Annotated in this window: 16 protein-coding genes; 10 read left to right on the top strand and 6 right to left on the bottom strand. The window is 67.2% G+C overall.

Annotated features, from left to right (window positions below):
• Positions 1-17: 17 nt before the first annotated feature.
• Positions 18-941 (bottom strand): alpha/beta fold hydrolase, encoded by a 924-nt coding sequence (locus ACQPW1_RS12745; protein ID WP_433662926.1) that lies wholly within the window; start codon positions 939-941, stop codon positions 18-20.
• A gap of 140 nt (positions 942-1,081) precedes the next feature.
• Between ACQPW1_RS12745 and ACQPW1_RS12750 the strand changes: the two genes are divergently transcribed.
• On the top strand, positions 1,082-1,564 hold the full coding sequence (locus ACQPW1_RS12750) for a hypothetical protein (protein WP_433662927.1): 483 nt from the start codon (positions 1,082-1,084) through the stop codon (positions 1,562-1,564).
• Between the two features lie 39 nt (positions 1,565-1,603).
• On the opposite strand, the gene ACQPW1_RS12755 is transcribed toward ACQPW1_RS12750, so the two are convergent.
• From ACQPW1_RS12755 to ACQPW1_RS12775, 5 genes are all read right to left on the bottom strand, one after another.
• The gene (locus ACQPW1_RS12755; protein WP_433662928.1) at positions 1,604-2,827 is read right to left on the bottom strand and encodes an RtcB family protein; all 1,224 of its coding nucleotides are present in this window, start codon (positions 2,825-2,827) and stop codon (positions 1,604-1,606) included.
• Between the two features lie 90 nt (positions 2,828-2,917).
• Positions 2,918-3,988 carry an amidohydrolase family protein gene (locus ACQPW1_RS12760; protein ID WP_433662929.1) on the bottom strand — a complete coding sequence of 357 codons (1,071 nt, stop codon included), beginning with the start codon at positions 3,986-3,988 and terminating at the stop codon, positions 2,918-2,920.
• 1 nt (position 3,989) lies between these two features.
• Positions 3,990-5,360, bottom strand: a complete 1,371-nt coding sequence (locus ACQPW1_RS12765; RefSeq protein WP_433662930.1) for a glutamine synthetase — start codon at positions 5,358-5,360, stop codon at positions 3,990-3,992.
• A 313-nt stretch (positions 5,361-5,673) separates the two neighbouring features.
• Positions 5,674-6,552: a ribokinase gene (locus ACQPW1_RS12770; protein ID WP_433662931.1), complete on the bottom strand. Its 879-nt coding sequence runs from the start codon at positions 6,550-6,552 to the stop codon at positions 5,674-5,676.
• Between the two features lie 10 nt (positions 6,553-6,562).
• Positions 6,563-6,778, bottom strand: a complete 216-nt coding sequence (locus ACQPW1_RS12775; RefSeq protein ID WP_433662932.1) for a DUF2510 domain-containing protein — start codon at positions 6,776-6,778, stop codon at positions 6,563-6,565.
• Between the two features lie 81 nt (positions 6,779-6,859).
• On the opposite strand from ACQPW1_RS12775, the gene ACQPW1_RS12780 reads away from it, so the two are divergent.
• The 9 genes from ACQPW1_RS12780 to ACQPW1_RS12820 all read left to right on the top strand — a co-directional run bounded on the left by ACQPW1_RS12780 (position 6,860) and on the right by ACQPW1_RS12820 (position 17,194).
• Positions 6,860-8,125, top strand: coding sequence for a glutamate-5-semialdehyde dehydrogenase (locus tag ACQPW1_RS12780; protein ID WP_433662933.1), 1,266 nt, complete (start codon positions 6,860-6,862; stop codon positions 8,123-8,125).
• Positions 8,126-8,169: 44 nt separating this feature from the next.
• On the top strand, positions 8,170-9,069 hold the full coding sequence (locus ACQPW1_RS12785; protein WP_433662934.1) for an AAA family ATPase: 900 nt from the start codon (positions 8,170-8,172) through the stop codon (positions 9,067-9,069).
• A 4-nt stretch (positions 9,070-9,073) separates the two neighbouring features.
• Positions 9,074-10,501: a vWA domain-containing protein gene (locus ACQPW1_RS12790; protein WP_433662935.1), complete on the top strand. Its 1,428-nt coding sequence runs from the start codon at positions 9,074-9,076 to the stop codon at positions 10,499-10,501.
• A 9-nt stretch (positions 10,502-10,510) separates the two neighbouring features.
• A complete protein-coding gene (locus ACQPW1_RS12795) occupies positions 10,511-10,852 on the top strand; it encodes an MmcQ/YjbR family DNA-binding protein (protein WP_433662936.1) in 342 nt (113 codons plus the stop codon).
• 91 nt (positions 10,853-10,943) lie between these two features.
• On the top strand, positions 10,944-12,794 hold the full coding sequence (locus ACQPW1_RS12800) for an HSP90 family protein (protein WP_433662937.1): 1,851 nt from the start codon (positions 10,944-10,946) through the stop codon (positions 12,792-12,794).
• Positions 12,795-12,797: 3 nt separating this feature from the next.
• On the top strand, positions 12,798-15,230 hold the full coding sequence (locus ACQPW1_RS12805; RefSeq protein WP_433662938.1) for a hypothetical protein: 2,433 nt from the start codon (positions 12,798-12,800) through the stop codon (positions 15,228-15,230).
• 89 nt (positions 15,231-15,319) lie between these two features.
• Positions 15,320-15,961 (top strand): nicotinate-nucleotide adenylyltransferase, encoded by a 642-nt coding sequence (gene nadD, locus ACQPW1_RS12810; protein WP_150403063.1) that lies wholly within the window; start codon positions 15,320-15,322, stop codon positions 15,959-15,961.
• Positions 15,962-16,068: 107 nt separating this feature from the next.
• A complete protein-coding gene (gene rsfS / locus ACQPW1_RS12815; RefSeq protein ID WP_396967624.1) occupies positions 16,069-16,485 on the top strand; it encodes a ribosome silencing factor in 417 nt (138 codons plus the stop codon).
• Between the two features lie 49 nt (positions 16,486-16,534).
• Entirely contained in the window at positions 16,535-17,194 is a 660-nt protein-coding gene (locus ACQPW1_RS12820) for a histidine phosphatase family protein (RefSeq protein WP_357382963.1), read from the top strand.
• Positions 17,195-17,638: the final 444 nt, after the last annotated feature.

Genomic DNA, 17,638 nt, shown 5'->3' on the forward strand with positions numbered 1-17,638 from the left:
CATCCGGCACTGCTGGGTCAGGCGGTCGCCGCGGCGAGCGTGATCAGGCGGGCGCGGATCAGGTCGGGACGTTCCTCGGCGATGAAGTGACCGCAGTTCGCCACCCGCTCCAACGTGTAGTCGTCGGCCTGCGCGGTTTCGGCGGCTGCCAGGGAGTGGTGCACGGCACCGTCGTCGACACCGAACAGCGCACGGATCGGGATGGTGGCGCGACGGGTTTCACCATGCCGGGCGCCGCGTGGGAATTCGCGGAGCAGAAAGGTGCGATAGGTGTCGACGCCTGCGCTGGCGACGACCGGATCGCGGAACCGATCGCTATAGGCGCGAACCACTTCCGGACCGAACTCCGCACGATTCTTGACGCCCTTGCCGAGCATCACTTCCAGTATCCGGGTGCGCTGTTGCAGGACTTTGCCGAAGCTCGCGACCACCGGTTGATAGAGCAGGAATCGCCACAGATGCGGCAGGAAGCTGCGCGGTGTCTGCCACGGATGAGCGATGTTCAGCACCAGATATCCGTCGAACCGCTCGGGCTCCCGCAACACCATGAGGTGGCCGATGTAACCGCCCCAATCGTGGCCGATGAGCAGCACCCGATCGAGCTCGAGCGCATCGATCAGCGCCAGGACATCAGAGGCCACATCGTCTTTGGCCCACCGATGCGGTGCCGGACCGGACCAGCCGTAACCCGGCAGATCCGGTGCGATGACGCGCAAACCCTCCGGCGGATCGGCCAGCAGATGGCGATAGGCATAGTGATGTTGCGGCCACCCGTGCAGCGCGAGCACCGGCCGACCGTCCGCCGGTCCGGCCTCGGTCACGTGGAAGCGGACGCCGCGCGCGGTGACGAAGGATCGGCGAACGCCCGGAATCGCCGGGGGATCGGCCGCTTCCGACACTGTCGACGTCGCTGAGCCGGAATCACCTTGCTGCTGGCGCATACCCGATGGTAACCAGCGGCGACGAGTGCGGTCGCCGCCCTGCACGGGCAACGGCGCGGCATTCATCGCGAAATGACCATGAACGACGGAGAATAGGGCGAAGAGGATTCCGGCACCGGAGTCCGCGCAGGAGGCCAACCATGTCGAGCCAATACCAGCCGCCGGCGGGCTGGTCGCCGCCGGGCGCCCAGTTCCAGAGTCGCAGCGGCTTCGGCCGGACGCTCACCGGCACGCTGATCTCGCTGGTGATCACGCCGATCGGGATCGGGCTAGCCGCGCACGGCGCGCTGGACACCAGGCAGTGGGTCATCCTAGGTAGCTCGGCCGACCGCTGGGCTTCGAACTTCCAGATCATCGGCGGCGCGGTGCTGCTGTTCCTGGTGGCCGCGCTGGCGGCGTTCTCCCCGGTGGGCACGGCGATCGCAGGCCTGGTGTGGGGCTTGATCCCCGGGGTCCTGCACATCCTCTTCCCGGAGGACACCTACAAGCAGATCGAGAATCTGCCCGAGCTGTCCGACGATTTCCATCTCGCACTGCACAATTGGGTTTTGAACGGCTTCGCGCTACTCACCGGCATGTTCTTGCTCGGCGCGGCCTTCGCGGCCACGCTGCGGCGCAGGTGAATCGAGGCCGCGCCCACATCTGGTGGGCGCGGCCCGAATTCAGCCCTTGACGCAGAGCACCTGCCGCAGCGTCGCGACGACGTCGACCAGGTCACGTTGTGCGGCGATGACCGCATCGATGTCCTTGTACGCGGCCGGGATCTCGTCCACCACGCCCGCGTCCTTGCGCGATTCGACGCCCTCGGTCTGTGCGACCAGGTCGGCGACGGTGAACTGCTTCTTCGCCGCGTTACGGCTCATCCGCCGACCCGCGCCGTGCGAGGCCGACTGGAACGAGGCCGGATTTCCCTTGCCGCGCACCACATATGAGCGGGTGCCCATCGAACCCGGAATCAGCGCGAGATCGCCCGCGCCCGCCCGGACCGCGCCCTTACGGGTCACCAGCATCGGGATGCCGTCGATGAGCTCCTCGGCCACATAGTTGTGGTGGCAGGAGATCGGCTGTTCGAAACGCACCTGGCGCGTGGCGAATTCGTCGCGCACCGCCCGGCACACCAGGGCGAGCATCACCGCGCGGTTACGTGCGGCGTACTCCTGCGCCCAGGTGAGGTCGCGACGGTAGGCATCCATTTCCGGTGTACCGGAAAGGAATACGGCCAGATCGCGATCCGGCAAATCGACGTTGTGCGACAGCGTCCGCGCCACGGCCATGTGCCGCTCGGCCAGCTCCTTGCCGATATTGCGGCTGCCCGAATGCAGCAGGATCCACACCGCGTCGTCCTGGTCGAGACAGACCTCGATGAAGTGGTTGCCGCCGCCCAGGGAGCCCATCTGCTTGTGCGCCTTGGACTCTCGCTTCTGCACGCCCTCATCCAGCGAGGAGAACGAGCCCCAGAAGCTGTCCCAGCCCGCCCGCAGCGTCGCGGTGCTCGCGCCGAGCGCGGAAACCTCGCCGCCCAGCTTGGTCACGTTGACCGCGCTGTCGTGCGCGTTGAAGCCGACCGGGACCGCGGCCTCGATCCGGGACCGCAGCGAACGCAGGTCGTCCGGCAGATCCGCGGCGGTGAGGTCGGTCTTGACACTCTCCATTCCGCAGCCGATGTCCACCCCGACCGCGGCCGGGGACACCGCGTCCTTCATCGCGATCACCGAGCCGACCGTCGCACCCTTGCCGAGGTGCACGTCCGGCATCACGCGGACGCCATGGACCCATTTCAGCGCGGCGATATTCCGCAGCTGCTGCAGCGCGGCCTGCTCGACCGCGTGCTCTTCGGCCCACATAAGCGTCTGCGCGCGGGTGCCGCGCAGCTCGACGGGAAACATTCTCGATCCTTTCGTTGGTATTCCTGACCAACGGTAAAGATCGAAACGGCCGAGTGCACTCGAATAAATACGCGGGGCGGTCGAGTATTTCTACTGGGCGGGGGTGCGCGGGTAGGCATCCTCGGCGTTGATGTGCGCGATGCCAGCGGCCAGGCGTTCGGCGTCGGCGGTGGTGATCAGGTCCTCGGCGATCCATTCGTCGAGCAGACTGCCGAGGCCGCGGCGCCACCAGAAGGCGCCCAGAAAGTGCAGTTCCGGCAGGCCGTAGCCGTCCGAGGAGTAGCACAGCGAGTGGAACGGGGCGAGTTCGAGTGCCTCGGCCAGCACGGATTGGGCGCGGTGCCCGACGTAGGGGACGGTGAGTCCGATATCCATGCGGACATGTCCGAAAGCGTGCGCCAGGTAGGCGGCGTTGCGATGAAACGGCCAGCAGTGCAGCAGCATCACCGTGAGGCCGGTATTCGCGGTTTTCCGGAGAAAGTCGGTGAGCAGCAATGGATCCGCGCGATGTAGCCGCAGGTCGGTATCGCCGAAACCGGTGTGGAATTGCAAGGGCAGGCCGAATTCGGCGCCGATGCGGGCGCCGAGGCCGACCAGCCAGCCGAGCAGATCCGGATCGTTGAGGCGGTGCTCGGGGATCAAGGTTTTCGGTGGTCGATCGCGCAGCGGGAAATCCAGGCCGCACCGGTAAGCGACGATTGTTTTGAGCCCGACGGCATTTCGGACACGATCGCGCAGGCGAGCTTCGATCTCATCGAATACCGTCTTGCCCGCGCCGACCTCGGCGATGACCTGCTCGGCGACCTGTTCGATGCGCACGACCTCGCGCACCTCGCCGTCGGTGAGTGGGCTGAATTCCGCTGTGCCGCCGCCGAATCCGGTGTCGAGGAACCAGCTGGTGGTGCCGGTGGCGCCGAGCAGTCGGACGGCGACCTCGCGCCAGCCGAGTTCGGCTCGGTGGGTCAGGTAGGCGTCCGGGCCGACGTGCGGCGGTAGGTCGAGTGCCGGTGCGCACCACCGGCGTACCGCGAGACCGATCGCGGAATCGAAGCTGCCTGTTGGTCCCTCGCTGAGTAGTCGCTCGAATCCGGGCCGGTCCAGATCGTGCGGGACGACGCCGTGACAGTGGTGGTCGGTGAGGGTGAGACCGTCGGTCAGCACGTCAGAACCGCCAACGGGTCAGTGCGACAAGTTCTTCCGGGCTGGTGCTCTGATAGCGGTCGGCCTCGGCGCGGCGCACGGTGAGCAGCGCGTCGTGCAGTTCGGGGCCCATCGCCTCGGCCAGCACCGCGGAGTCCGCCAGCCGGTCGGCCGCCTCGGCGGGCCGGGTGGGCAGTCTGCGGACGCCGGAGATCATCAGCTGTTCGGCATCGAATGCGACGGGATCGCCGCTGATTTCGGCGGGCAGGCGCAGTTCCTCGGCCACTCCGGCCAGTCCGGCGGCGATCACCGAGCCCACGATCAGATACGGATTACCGGTCGCATCAAAGCATTTGACCTCGGCATTGGCTGCCCATTCTTCGGTGCCGCGCACGCCGGTGACGAAACGTAATGCCGCCTCGCGGGTTTCCCGGCCCCAGCATTGCCAGACACCCGCCCATCGGGACGGAACGAGGCGCAGGAAGCTCGCTGGATTGCCTGCGCCTACCGCGACGAGTGCGGGCAGCTCGCGCAGCACCCCGGCGAGGAAAGCCTCACCCGTCCGGCGCATTCCATGCGGGCCGTCGCCGGTGGCGAACAGGGGACCATCGTCGTCCTGTGCGGAAAAGTGCAGGTGCGCACCGGAACCGGTGCCGCCCGGCTCGAGGCAGGGCGCGAGCAGTGCGCGCCAGCCGTACTGCAGGCTCACTTGCCTTATCGTGTGCCGCACCAGCACCGCGTCGTCGGCGGCGCCGACCGGATCGGATGGTTGGACGGACAGCTCCAGCTGACTCGGCGCGTATTCGGGATGGAACTGGTCGACGAGGATGCCTTGCCGGTCGAGGATCGCGACCAGTTCCCGTGCGTAGTCGGCGACTTGCCCGAGTCGCACCAGGCCGTAAGCGGGTCCGTCGACGGCAGGGGTGAAGTCCTTGGTGTCGTCCTGCCCAACAGACCATTCGGTCTCGAACGCCATCGAGAGCTGAATCCCGGCCTGTTGCGCCGCCTCGGCCTGCCGGGTCGCGAACCCGCGCTGACATGCGGCGAAAGGTGTTCCGTCCTGGGTGTATTTGTTCGTCGGCGCCCACGCCCAACCGGGCTGGCAGGCGAGCTCGGTCAGCACCGCCAAGTCCGGGACCAGCCGCAGATCACCGTCGGGTCCGCCGAGGTACTTGCCGACCGTCATCAGGTCGTCGAAGGCGAACGTCTCGAAGCAGGGTGACACCCCGACCCCGTGCCGCGCCGCCTGCGCCAACCGCCGCATCGGCACCGTCTTCACCCGGGTGATCCCGGCGTTGTCGACAAAGGTCAGCGCGACGATATCGGCGTCCAGCCTGCCGATCAGTGCTTCGTTGTCGCCGTCGGACGGTATGCGCTCCGGCATCGTGGGCATGAACATCAACGATAGTCGGCGGGCGGTACTTCGGCGGCGCGTTTCCAGCTGTGGCGGTTCGATCGCCCGGACCGTGTCGTCTGGATAGGCATGTCCGGGCTGCCGGGCCGATCACGATGTGCGCCAACGGATTCGCGCACAGATTCACTGTGCCCGTCGACGCGCTGCAGTCCACAGACGTCGAACATCCGCAGCGGCACGCATGGTTAGCTGCGGGCACGGACCGGGCCGCCGATGCTCGAGATCCGCGCTCTTTCTCCGGACCTGCACCCACTACGGGCGCCCAGAGCGGGTGCGGATGTTGCGGCGATCGCTACTTCGCGGGGAGGGCGGCGCGGATCTCGGCTTCGGTGGGGATCGAGGTGCTGGCACCGAGCTTGGTGGTGGCGAGCGCGCCTGCGGTTCCTGCCCAGGTCAGGGCGTATTCGGGGCCTTGGTGCCAGGCGGCGGCCAGTGCTCCGGTGAAGGTGTCGCCCGCGCCGGTGGTGTCGATGACGTCGACCTTGGGGCTCGGCTGGGACAGCTGTTTGCCGCCTGGTCCGCGATAGGTCGCGCCGTCCGCACCGCGGGTCACGACCACGTGGGCGACCGGGTCGAGGGCGGCGCCGAGCTGTTCGGCCTCACCCGAATTCACCACCGCCACATCGACATTCGCCCACAGTTCGGCCGGAAGGTCCTGAGTGGGAGACGGATTGAGCAGCACCGTGGTGCCGTTCGCGCGGGCGTGCCCTGCGGCGGCCGCCACCGTATCGATCGGAATCTCCAACTGGCACAGCAGAATATCGGCGGCGGCGATCACCTCGAGGTCCGCCGCGGTGAGCTCGGTCATCCGCGCGTTCGCGCCACCGACCACGATGATGCTGTTCTCGCCACCGCCGTCCACCACGATCGCGGCGACACCGCTCGGGCCCGCCACCGTCCGCAGCCGCTCGACCCCCACCGCCGAATCCGCCAGCACGCGCCGCAATTCGGCCGCGAACACATCGTCACCGACCGCCCCGAGAAACTGCACGGAACCACCGGCCCGCCGCGCGGCAATCGCCTGATTCGACCCCTTCCCGCCCGGCACCATCGCGAAGCCGGTACCGAGCACCGTCTCGCCGGGCACCGGCCGTCGATCCGTGGTCGTCACCAGGTCCATGTTGATACTGCCGAGCACCGCGATCGAGGGAACGTCCGTCTTTTCGGCCATGCCGTCAAAGCTAGTAGAGGCGCTGTTGTGTCTGCTGCGTCCACTGGTGCCCGTCGAACCAGCGGACGATGTTCGGATTCGTCGGGTCCGGGTACCAGCCGGGACCGGCGACCGGTGGGGGAAGGGTCTGGCGTTGGGATCTGGACCTGGCGTTGACCACGGCGAGACCGACGACCACGACGGCGATCACGAGCAACGTGACGAGTACCAGCTCGAAAACAACCACGTTGGTATGGGACCACAAGCTGTGGTCGGGGTGGTGCGCAGCGGTGGATTCTGCCTTGGACCGGGTCAGTAGGCTGTACCCATGACGGTAGGAACGACGACCGAGCCGGATGTCCGCGAGGTGGTGCACGAGGCCGCACGCAAGGCTCGGGTCGCGTCGCGGGTGCTGGCCCAGCTGACCACCGCGCAGAAGAACGAGGCACTGCATGCCGCCGCCGACGCGCTGCTGGCCGCGGCCGACGCGCTGCTCGACGCCAACGCCGAGGACGTGCACGCGGCGCAGTCGGCGAACGTCGAGGAGTCGCTGATCGACCGGCTGCGGCTCACCAAGGCCCGCATCGACGGCATCGCCTCCGGCCTGCGTCAGGTGGCCGGGCTGCCCGATCCGATCGGGACGATCGTGCGCGGCTCGGTGCTGCCGAACGGCCTCGAAACCCGCCAGGTCCGGGTGCCGCTCGGCGTGGTCGGCATGGTCTACGAGGCCAGGCCGAACGTCACCGTCGACGCGTTCGGGCTCACCCTGAAGTCCGGCAACGCAGTGCTGCTGCGCGGGTCTTCCTCGGCCGCGCACTCCAATGCCGCGCTCGTCGCTGTGCTGCGGGAATCTCTTGTCGCACAGAATCTTCCGGCCGACTCCGTGCAGCTGCTGCCCAGCGCGGGCCGGTCCAGCGTCACCCACCTGATCCAGGCGCGCGGCCTGGTCGACGTGGTCATCCCGCGCGGCGGCGCCGGTCTGATCAGTGCCGTCGTCCGCGACGCCACCGTGCCGACGATCGAGACCGGCACCGGCAACTGCCACGTCTACGTACACTCGGCTGCCGACCTGGACATGGCCGAGCAGATCCTGATCAACGCCAAGACCCGCCGTCCCAGCGTCTGCAATGCCGCCGAGACGGTGCTCATCGACGACGCGATCGCCACCATCGCGGTGCCCAAGCTGATCGAGGCGCTGGAACGGCACGGCGTCACCGTGCACGGCGACCTGCCCGGCCTGGTGCCCGCGAACAGCAAGGACTGGGGCGAGGAGTACCTCACCCTCGATATCGCGCTCAAGGTGGTCGACGGCCTGGACGCGGCCATCGAGCACATCAACACCTGGGGTACCGGGCACACCGAGGCCATCGTCACCGCTGAACTGGCCGCGGCCCGCGAATTCACCAGCCGAGTCGACGCCGCCGCCGTGATGGTGAATGCTTCAACCGCGTTCACCGACGGTGAGCAATTCGGTTTCGGCGCCGAGATCGGCATTTCCACGCAGAAGCTGCACGCCCGCGGACCCATGGCGCTACCGGAGCTGACCTCCACCAAGTGGATCGTGTGGGGCGACGGCCAGATCCGGCCGGTATAGGTAATAGGGAGCGAGCGGCGCTCGTTCCCAAGGAAGGACTGCACGTGGCCCCCACCCCCGAGACGACCCAGGAGCCGATCTTCACCTCGGTCGACGACGTGATCGATCAGCTGGCGACCACCGGCTACCTCGCCGACAAGGCCACCGCCACCTCGGTGTTCCTGGCCGACCGGCTCGGCAAGCCGCTGCTCATCGAGGGTCCGGCCGGTGTCGGCAAGACCGAACTGGCCAGGGCGGTCGCGCAGACCTCCGGCGCCGAACTGGTCCGCCTGCAGTGCTACGAGGGCGTCGACGAGGCCCGCGCGCTCTACGAGTGGAATCACGCCAAGCAGATCCTGCGAATCCAGGCGTCCAGCGGCCGTGACTTTTCAAAGAATGACTGGGAAGAAACGAAAGCCGACGTCTTCACCGAGGAATTCCTGCTATCGCGGCCGCTGCTCACCGCGATCCGGCGCAGCGATCCGACGGTGCTGCTGATCGACGAGACCGACAAGGCCGACGTCGAGATCGAGGGCCTGCTGCTCGAGGTGCTCAGCGATTTCGCGGTGACCGTTCCGGAGCTGGGCACCATCGTCGCCACCCGCAAGCCCTTCGTGGTGTTGACCTCCAACGCGACCCGCGAGCTGTCCGAGGCGCTCAAGCGTCGTTGCCTCTACCTGCACCTGGACTTCCCGGACGAGGAGCTCGAGCGCCGCATCCTGGCCAGCCGGGTGCCTGAGCTGTCCGCCGCCGTCGCCGCGCAGTTGGTGCGGATCGTGCACGTGTTGCGTGGCATGCAGCTGAAGAAGCTGCCCTCGGTGGCCGAGTCGATCGACTGGGGTCGCACGTTGCTGGCGCTCGGCATGCATGATCTGGACGACTCCGCCGTGCGGGCCACGCTCGGTGTCGTGCTCAAGCATCAGAGCGATCACCAGCGTGCGCTGGCCGAGCTGAAGCTGGCCTGAACCGATGTCCGCGCGATCGCAGCCCGCGCCCGATGCGGAACTGACCGCGCCGCACGGCCTGCCCGGCCATCTCGTCGGGTTCGTCGAAGCGCTGCGTGAGCGCGGTATTCCGGTGGGGCCCTCGGAAACCGTTGACGCGGGCCGGGTGGTCACGGTGCTCGACTTGCTCGACCGTGACGTGCTGCGCGAGGGGCTGGCGTGTTCGCTGTTGCGCCGGACCACGCATCGTGCGACGTTCGACCGGCTCTTCGATCTGTGGTTCCCGATCGCGATCGGGGAGCGCAGTGGTGCCCGCGACGAGGTCGAGATTCCCAGGACACCGACGGGTGAGGTAGACATCGCGGCGCTGCGCGAACTGCTCACGGAGTTGTTGATGCAGGAAGCGGGCGATGCTCGACTGGACGCGTTGGCCGCTCAGCTGGTCGAGCAGCTCGGGCAGTACCAGTCCGCGAGTGGGTCGTCGTTCTCGGCCTATCAAGCGTTGAAAGATGTTCAGCCACGGACCTTGCTGGCCAAGATCCTCGCCGGACTGGCCGCCGGGCCGGATACCAGTGCGTTCGACACCGAGATCACCCGGCGGGCCGCGCGTGGTCGCATCGACGCGTTCCGTGCGTCGGTGGAAGCGGAGACTCGGCGGCGAGTGGCCGAGCGGATCGGTCGTGAGCGGGTGGCCAGTTATGGTGTCCCGCGCCAATCCGAGGATGTCGATTTCCTGCGTGCCTCGGAATCCGAGCTGATCGAGATGCGGCGCAGCACACAGCGACTCGCGCGCATCCTCGCCTCGCGACTTGCGGTGCGGCGCAGGCATTCCCGGCGTGGTGAGATCGACCTTCGTAAGACATTGCGTAAGTCGATGTCGACCGGTGGCGTGCCCATCGATCTGGTGAACCGCAAGCCGCGGCCCGGTCGTCCGGAGCTGGTGCTGCTGTGCGACGTATCCGGCTCGGTCGCCGGGTTCAGCAACTTCACCCTGCTGCTGGTCAGCGCGTTGCGCGAACAATTCTCGCGGGTAAGGATTTTCGCGTTCGTCGACCAGACCGACGAGGTCACCCAGTTCTTCGATCCGCGCACGCAGCTGGACAAGGCGATGAACCGGATCTTCACCGAGGCGCGAGTCGTCGGGATGGACGGGCACTCCGACTACGGCAACGCGCTGGCCGGATTCGCCAGGGACTTCCCCGACGCCGTCACCGCCCGCAGCTCCTTGCTGATCCTCGGTGACGCCCGCACCAATTACCGTGACCCCGAACTGGAAACGCTGCGATCACTCGTGCGCACCGCCAAGCACGCGCACTGGCTCAACCCGGAGATGCAAACCAACTGGGGCTCAGGCGATTCCGCCGCCGACAAGTACCGCCAGGTGATCGAGATGCACGAATGCCGCTCCGCCAGCCAGCTGACCTCCGTGGTGTCACTCCTACTTCCGGTGTGAGGAGCGGACATGGACAACGCCCAACTCCTGAAGTACTGCCTCGCGAAACCCGGTGCCTGGCAGGACGAACCATGGGAAGGCGACGTAGTCGCAAAGGTCGGCGACAAGATCTTCGCTTTCCTCGGCGACACTTCGGTAGGCCTCAAGTGCGGCCGCACCCGAGAGGAAGCCGACGAACTGACCCGGGTGTACCCCGATGACGTCTCGGCCTCCGCCTATATCGGGCGATACGGCTGGAACGTAGTCAAGCTGGCTGGTGCCGTACCGGACGACGAACTGCAAGAACTAGTCGACCAGTCCTACGACGCGATCGTCAGCAAACTGCCGAAGTCCAAGCGTCCAACCGCCTGACCAGCTGAGAAGGCGCCCTGCCGCGGATCGGACCGGCACCATCAGCGTTCGTTAAGCGAAACATTGGGCGGTGCCGCAAGGATTGCGCACCATGGTGGAGAGAACGCCCAATGGTGTGGCGGCGGTGGAGGACAGCTATACGTTTCAGGTGGATCTGCGGGGGATCGTCGACTTACTGTCTCACCACCTGTATTCCAGTCCTCGGGTCTATCTGCGTGAGTTACTGCAGAACGCTGTCGACGCTGTTACCGCGCGTGCTCAGCAGGACCGGTTGGCGCCTACGGCGATTCGGATCGGCATCGATGCGACCGGCTTGCGGATCACCGATCCCGGGGTGGGGCTGACGGAGGCGGATGTGCACCGGTTCCTGGCGACCATCGGCCGATCGTCGAAGCGGGACGACATCGAGGGTGCACGGCGAGAGTTCCTCGGGCAGTTCGGCATCGGCCTGCTGGCATGTTTCACCGTGGCCGAGCAGATCCGCGTGGTCACCCGGTCCGCCGACGATCGCACGGCCGCGCCGGTCGAATGGCTGGCCGCAGCGGACGGCACCTACTCGGTGCGGCTGCTGACGCCCGCGGACCATCCCGATCCCGGTACCACGGTGCACCTGACGCCGCGGGCCGGCGCGGAATCGTGGTTCGTGCCGCGCCGGGTGATCGAACTCGCCCGCGAATACGGCTCATTGCTCCCGTACGCGGTGACGGTCGAGTCCGACGGCATCATCGTGCCGGTCACCGACGGACCGCCGGTGTGGCATCGCGACTACCCGTCGGCCATGGAGCGGCGCGACGCGCTGCTCGAATCCGGCGAGCGCACACTCGGATTCGATCCGCTCGACGTCATCGATCTGGACGCGGAACTGGCCGGTGTGAGCGGTGTCGCGTATGTGCTTGCACAGCCGGGCAATCCGGCCGAGAGCAGCGCGCACCGGGTCTACCTGAAGGGCATGCTGCTCGGCGACGCGGTGCGCGGACTGCTGCCGGACTGGGCATTCTTCGTGCGGTGCGTGATCGACACCGACTCGTTGCGGCCGACCGCGTCCCGCGAGGGGCTCTACGAGGATGAACGGCTCGCCATCATCCGCGAGGTGCTCGGCGACCGAATACGCGACTGGCTCACCGAGATCGCGGCCGAGCAGCCGCAGCGGTTGGCCGCGTTCCTGGCCGTGCATTCCCTCGGCGTCAAGGCGATGGCGCGCCATTCGGCCGAGCTGTTTCGGATCATGCTGCCGCACTTGAGTTTCGAGACCACCGATGGGCGACTCCCGCTGACGGAGTTCGCGCGCAAACACCCCGTGATCCGGGTGACCTCGACGGTGGAGGAGTTCCGTCAGGTGGCGTCGACCGCGGCGGCACAGGGGATCGGAATCATCAACGGCGGCTACGCCTATGACCGGGAACTGGTCGCGTCGTTGCCGCAGTTGTTGCCGGGTGTGGAGGTGATCGACCTCGACACCGACGCCATCACCGCCGCGTTGGATCCGGTCGACCCGGCCGAGGAACTGGCATTGACACCGGTCCTGTCCATCGCCCGCGCGGTGCTGGATCCGCTGTCCTGCGACGTGATAGTGCGTGCCTTCCAACCGGTTTCGGTACCCGCGCTGTACCTGGACGGACGCGGTGCGCGCAACGAACGCACCAGGGCGGAGACCGCGCTCGGCGCGAGCGAGCTGTGGAGCGAGATCCTCGGCGCACTGGATGCCGCGGTGCCGCGCGCCCAGCTGGTGCTGAACTATCACAGCCCGGTCGTGCGCAGGCTTTCCCGCATCGGCGATCCGGCCTTCCTCAAGACGGCGGTGGAATCCCTTTACGGGCAAGCGCTGTTGATGACCCACCGCCCACTGCGGCCCGCCGACACCGCGCTACTCAATCGCGCCTTCGGCGAATTCCTCAGCTGGGCAACGCAGCGCGCCGCAGGCACCGGCGAAGAGACGGAGTGAAACGTGGACACCGCCGAGATCAATGAGGCGCTGGCACAGGTCTATTCGTTGCCGCACGGACGACTACGCGTCGAACGGCTGGAAATGCTTGCGGCGGCGGCGAAGTCGGGCGCAGACCGGAACCTCGAAGGTCGAGTGCTGCTGGAGCTCGCCGAGTCCTACACCTACGCGAGCGAGCGCGATCTGGCGCCGGTCGCCTACGGCAGGCTGTTGCGGATCTACGACGAGTTCCCGGCCGAACTGGGCTCGCTGACGCATTCGGTGCACTGGTATCTCAAATGGATGACCTGGGGGCTGATCGACAATCCCGCGGTGCCGCTGCCGACCGTCTGCCGCTGGTTCGACGAGCTCGAAAACCGTTATCGCCAGCACGGTTACAGCCTGCGGCCGGTCCGCGCCTTGCGCGCCGAGTTGGCGCGAAAGCTGGGGGACGTCGAGGACGGTGCGCGGCTGCACGAGGAAGCTTTGGGGGCGCCGCGGGACGGCATGTCGGACTGCGACGCGTGCGAAAGCAACGAATGGGGCACCGGCAGAGCCGCTTTGGGCGACGACGAGGGTGCGCTCGCACACTGGCAATCCGTCATCGACGGCGATCGCACCTGCGCGGAAGAGCCACATCGCGTGCTCGCCCAGGCCCTGCTGCCCTTGATGCGCACGAGCCGCATCGCCGACGCCCGCGGCGCACATCTGACCGGCTACCCACTGGTCCGGCACAACGACAGTCTGCGGCCATCGGTAGCACTGCACATCGAGTTCTGCGCACTGACCGGCAACGAGGGTCGCGGACTCGAGATCCTGGCCGAACACGTCCGCTGGCTCACCGACCCCGGCGCCGATGTCGGCGCCCGACTGGCGTTCATCACCGGTGTTTGCGTGCTTCTGCGCAGGCTCGTCACCCTCGGCCTCGGCTACGTGCAGGTCGCGGGCGAGACGGTGGATTCGCTACTGGCAGAGCTCGATACAGAGATCGCGGGGTTGTGCGCGCGATACGACCTACGCAACGGAAACACGGCGGTCAGTACCCAGATCGCCGCGCGACTGGCGAGACAACCACTCCTGGAACGGCTTCCGCTTGGTCTACGCAGTAGATTTCCGCGGGCCAACGGGGTTTCGGCAGTGCCTGAGGCAGTAGAAGGCGCGGTGCCTGCGGGCGGCGATGACGCAGACGGCGAAGGCGCTGCGCATGGGAGTGACGCGGCTCGTCTGAGTGGAGCGGCCTTTACGGATCCTGCCCCTGCGGGCGGTGTCGCGCCCGCGGGTGGTGCGATTCCAGAGGGCGGTGTAACTGCTGCGGATGGGAGTCGTCCGGGCAGCGCGGCTGCTGCGAGCAGTACGGCGTTCACGGATGCCGGTGTCAAGGTAGCGGGGAGTGCCGCGACTGTGGGCGGTGTAGCCCCCGCTGACGGAGCGTCCTCGTCAGGCGGTTCGGCTCCCGCGAGTGGTCGGGTTGCTGCGGATAGTGCCGCTCGTGTGGGCATTCCGGCGGGTGGCGTCGTTTCAGTGGCAGGTTCTGTTTTCGGCGTTGGGGTCGGTTCGCCGGGCGCTGTATTCACCAGTGGCGTTGTACGAACGGCTGCCGCCTTCCCCGAGGAGTGGCCCGAGGGTCTCACCTCCGCTGATCGTGCCGCGGAGGTGCAGCGGTTGGCGGAGCTCGGTGCCGCCCGGCTGGCCGATGCTCCGGAGCAGGCCGAGGCTCGGCTGCGGGAAGCGTTGACGGTCGGTGCCGGGATACTGCCTGCGGAGCACTTGGCGCGGCTCAGTTCGCAACTGGTCATCGCGATCGCCGGACAACCGGATCGCGAGCTCGACCTGGCGGATGCGGCAGTGCGCGCCGCCGCCAGGTGGGAGGGGCTGTCCGAGCCGGATCTGTTGCACCACACCGTGATTGCCGCTCGCGCGTTCCATCGCGGACGGCGGCATGGTGAAGCCGTCGCGCTCTTCGAAGAGGCGACGGATGAGGTTCCTTATCCTCCGGCCGAACTAGCCGCGGTCCGTGCCCAATTCGGCGAATCGTTGAACGCGCTGCACCGATATCAAGACGCCGCACGCCAGTTCGCCCTGGCCGCCCAGCTGGTCGAGCACGATCCCGACCGCCGCGAACTGCACGCCGCACTCGCCATGTCGGCCGCCACCGCGCTGGACTACTGCGACCAGGATGCGGCAGCCGTGGCTGCATATCAGCGGGCCGCGGAACTGTTCGAAGACCTCGGGAACGTGGTGTCCCGGGCCCGCTGTGTGCGGTCGGCGGCCTGGCTGCAGTTGTGGGCGTCCGACACGGCACCGGGCAGGCCGTGGTTCAGCGCGATGCAGGCGTTGATCACCGAGTTGGACAGCGGCTCGTCCAACGCGGAGATAGCCGAGGAGCTCGCACAGACTCGCCGGGAGCTGAGCGAGATGCTCGACGCGGAGGACGGGTACTGGCTGGCGGGTGAATAGCGACCGGGGCGGCAGGTGTTCGAACGGTCGTCAACGGTCGACCGCGCCGCTCCTGGCCGCTCGCAGCCGACCAGTTAAGCTCAGCACTCATGCAAGAGACAGGTCGGCGCGGCCGCAAACTGGGCGTGATGGGCGGTACCTTCGACCCCATCCATCACGGTCACCTGGTCGCCGCCAGCGAGGTCGCGAATCGGTTCGCGCTCGATGAAGTGATCTTCGTCCCCACTGGTCAGCCCTGGCAGAAGGCGGATAAACAGGTCAGTCCGGCAGAGGACCGCTACCTGATGACCGTCATCGCGACCGCCTCCAACCCGAGTTTCTCGGTCAGCCGCGCGGACATCGACCGGGAAAAGGTCACCTACACCGTCGACACGCTGCGGGAGATGCGCGACCGGCATCCGGACGCCGAGCTGTACTTCATCACCGGAGCGGATGCGCTGGCCAACATCCTGACATGGCAGGATTGGGCCGAACTGTTCGAACTGGCGAGGTTTGTCGGGGTGAGCCGTCCGGGGTACGAGCTGAATACCGATCATCTCGAGGAGCATCTGCGCGATCTTCCGGCCGATGCGGTGACCATGGTCGAAATCCCGGCGCTGGCGATCTCGTCGAGCGAATGCCGTCGCCGCGCCGCCGAGAACCGGCCGGTGTGGTACCTCGTCCCCGATGGCGTGGTGCAGTACATATCTAAGCGGCACCTCTATGTGCCCGCAGGAGCGGAAGGTAGCTGAGTGAGCGAGCGTAGCGGGGGGCAGGCAGTGACCGAGCGTAGCGAGGGAACCGACAACACAGCTGCGAATGCAGTCATGCCGGAGCCGAGCGCCAGCGAGGTGCAGGCATGAGTGCATCTGTCGAGTCGGTCGAGATCGCGCAGGTTGCTGCACGGGCGGCGGACGAGAAGTTGGCGCTCGACGTGGTGGTGCTCGACGTGTCCGAGCAGTTGGTGATCACCGACTGCTTCGTCATCGCCTCCGCGCCGAACGAGCGTCAGGTGAACGCCATCGTGGACAACATCGAGGACAAGCTGCGCGAGGCCGGGCACAAGCCGGTTCGACGCGAGGGCACCCGCGAGGGGCGCTGGGCGCTGCTCGATTACGTCGATGTCGTGGTGCACGTCCAACACAACGACGAGCGCAATTTCTATGCGCTGGAACGGTTGTGGAAGGACTGCCCGGTGGTGCCGGTGGACGGCATCGGTGGACCGGACGCGCGGGCCGCGGCGGTGAATGGCGACGCGGAGAGCGACACCGAGTGAACGAGCGAGTCATCGGTAAGACAGTGTCGAGCGTCAGAGAGGCGCGGCCGTGAGTAAGTACGCCCACGTGCGCAACCTGATCCTGTTGCGGCACGGGCAGACCGAATGGAATGCCGCCGACCGGATGCAGGGTCAGATCGACACCGATCTCACCGAACTCGGCCGCCGTCAGGCGAAAGAGGCTGCGCGCGAACTGGTTTCGCACAACGCGATTGCCATCATCTCGTCGGATCTGCGCCGTGCCTTCGAGACCGCTTCCGCGCTGGCCGATCACACGTCACTCGACGTGGTGCCCGATCCGCGACTGCGCGAAACCGATCTCGGCGACTGGGAGGGGCTGACCCACCTCGAGGTCGACGCCGACTATCCCGGCGCGCGCCAGGCCTGGCGGCTCGACGCCACCTACCGGCCGCCGAACGGGGAGAGCAAACTCGAGGTCGGCGCGCGATCGCTGCCCGTGGTGCGGGAACTGCTTGTCGAGCGGCAGGACTGGCCCGGCCGGACTATCATCCTGGTGGCGCACGGCGGGCTGATCGCCGGCCTCACGGCCGCGCTGCTCGATCTGCCCCCAGCGAACTGGCCCGTCCTCGGCGGACTGGCCAACACCAGCTGGGTGCAGCTCAGCAGTCACGGTCCGAGCATCGACCAGCCCGGCTGGCGCCTTGACGTGTGGAATGCATCGGCGAAGGTGGCCCCGGATGTCCTCTGAAGATCCGATTCGGCAGGTGCCGGATGAACTGTTCCGGAAGGCGTCGGCCAAACCGGAACGTTCCGTCCCGGACGCGCTATTCGGCCCGCCTCCGGTACCGCCGGTGGTGGAGCCCGAAACTGCTGAGTCGGGCACGGACGAGGCCGAGGCGCCGTCCGAACCTGAAGGTTCCGCGCCCGCCAGTTCGGTTGATCCACCTCCTGATCGGTCGGTCGGCGAATCTTCTGCTGTGACTGCTGATTCTGTGGTGCGATCTGTTGAGGGTGAGGCGCGCGAATCAGATGGTGCCGCAGTGGATTCGGGCGAGGTCGCGGCGAAAGTAGCTGCTGCTGATGCGATCGCTCCGGCTGACTCGGTTTCGGCATCTGCTGGATCCGTTGCAGCTGTTGGCGCAGGTTCGGCGCAGACGGAAGGCGAGACTGCCGCCGCGGCCGCTGGTTCCGG

Origin of the sequence: Nocardia sp. CA-128927 (assembly GCF_050955855.1) — a bacterium.
Taxonomy (GTDB): Bacteria; Actinomycetota; Actinomycetes; order Mycobacteriales; family Mycobacteriaceae; genus Nocardia.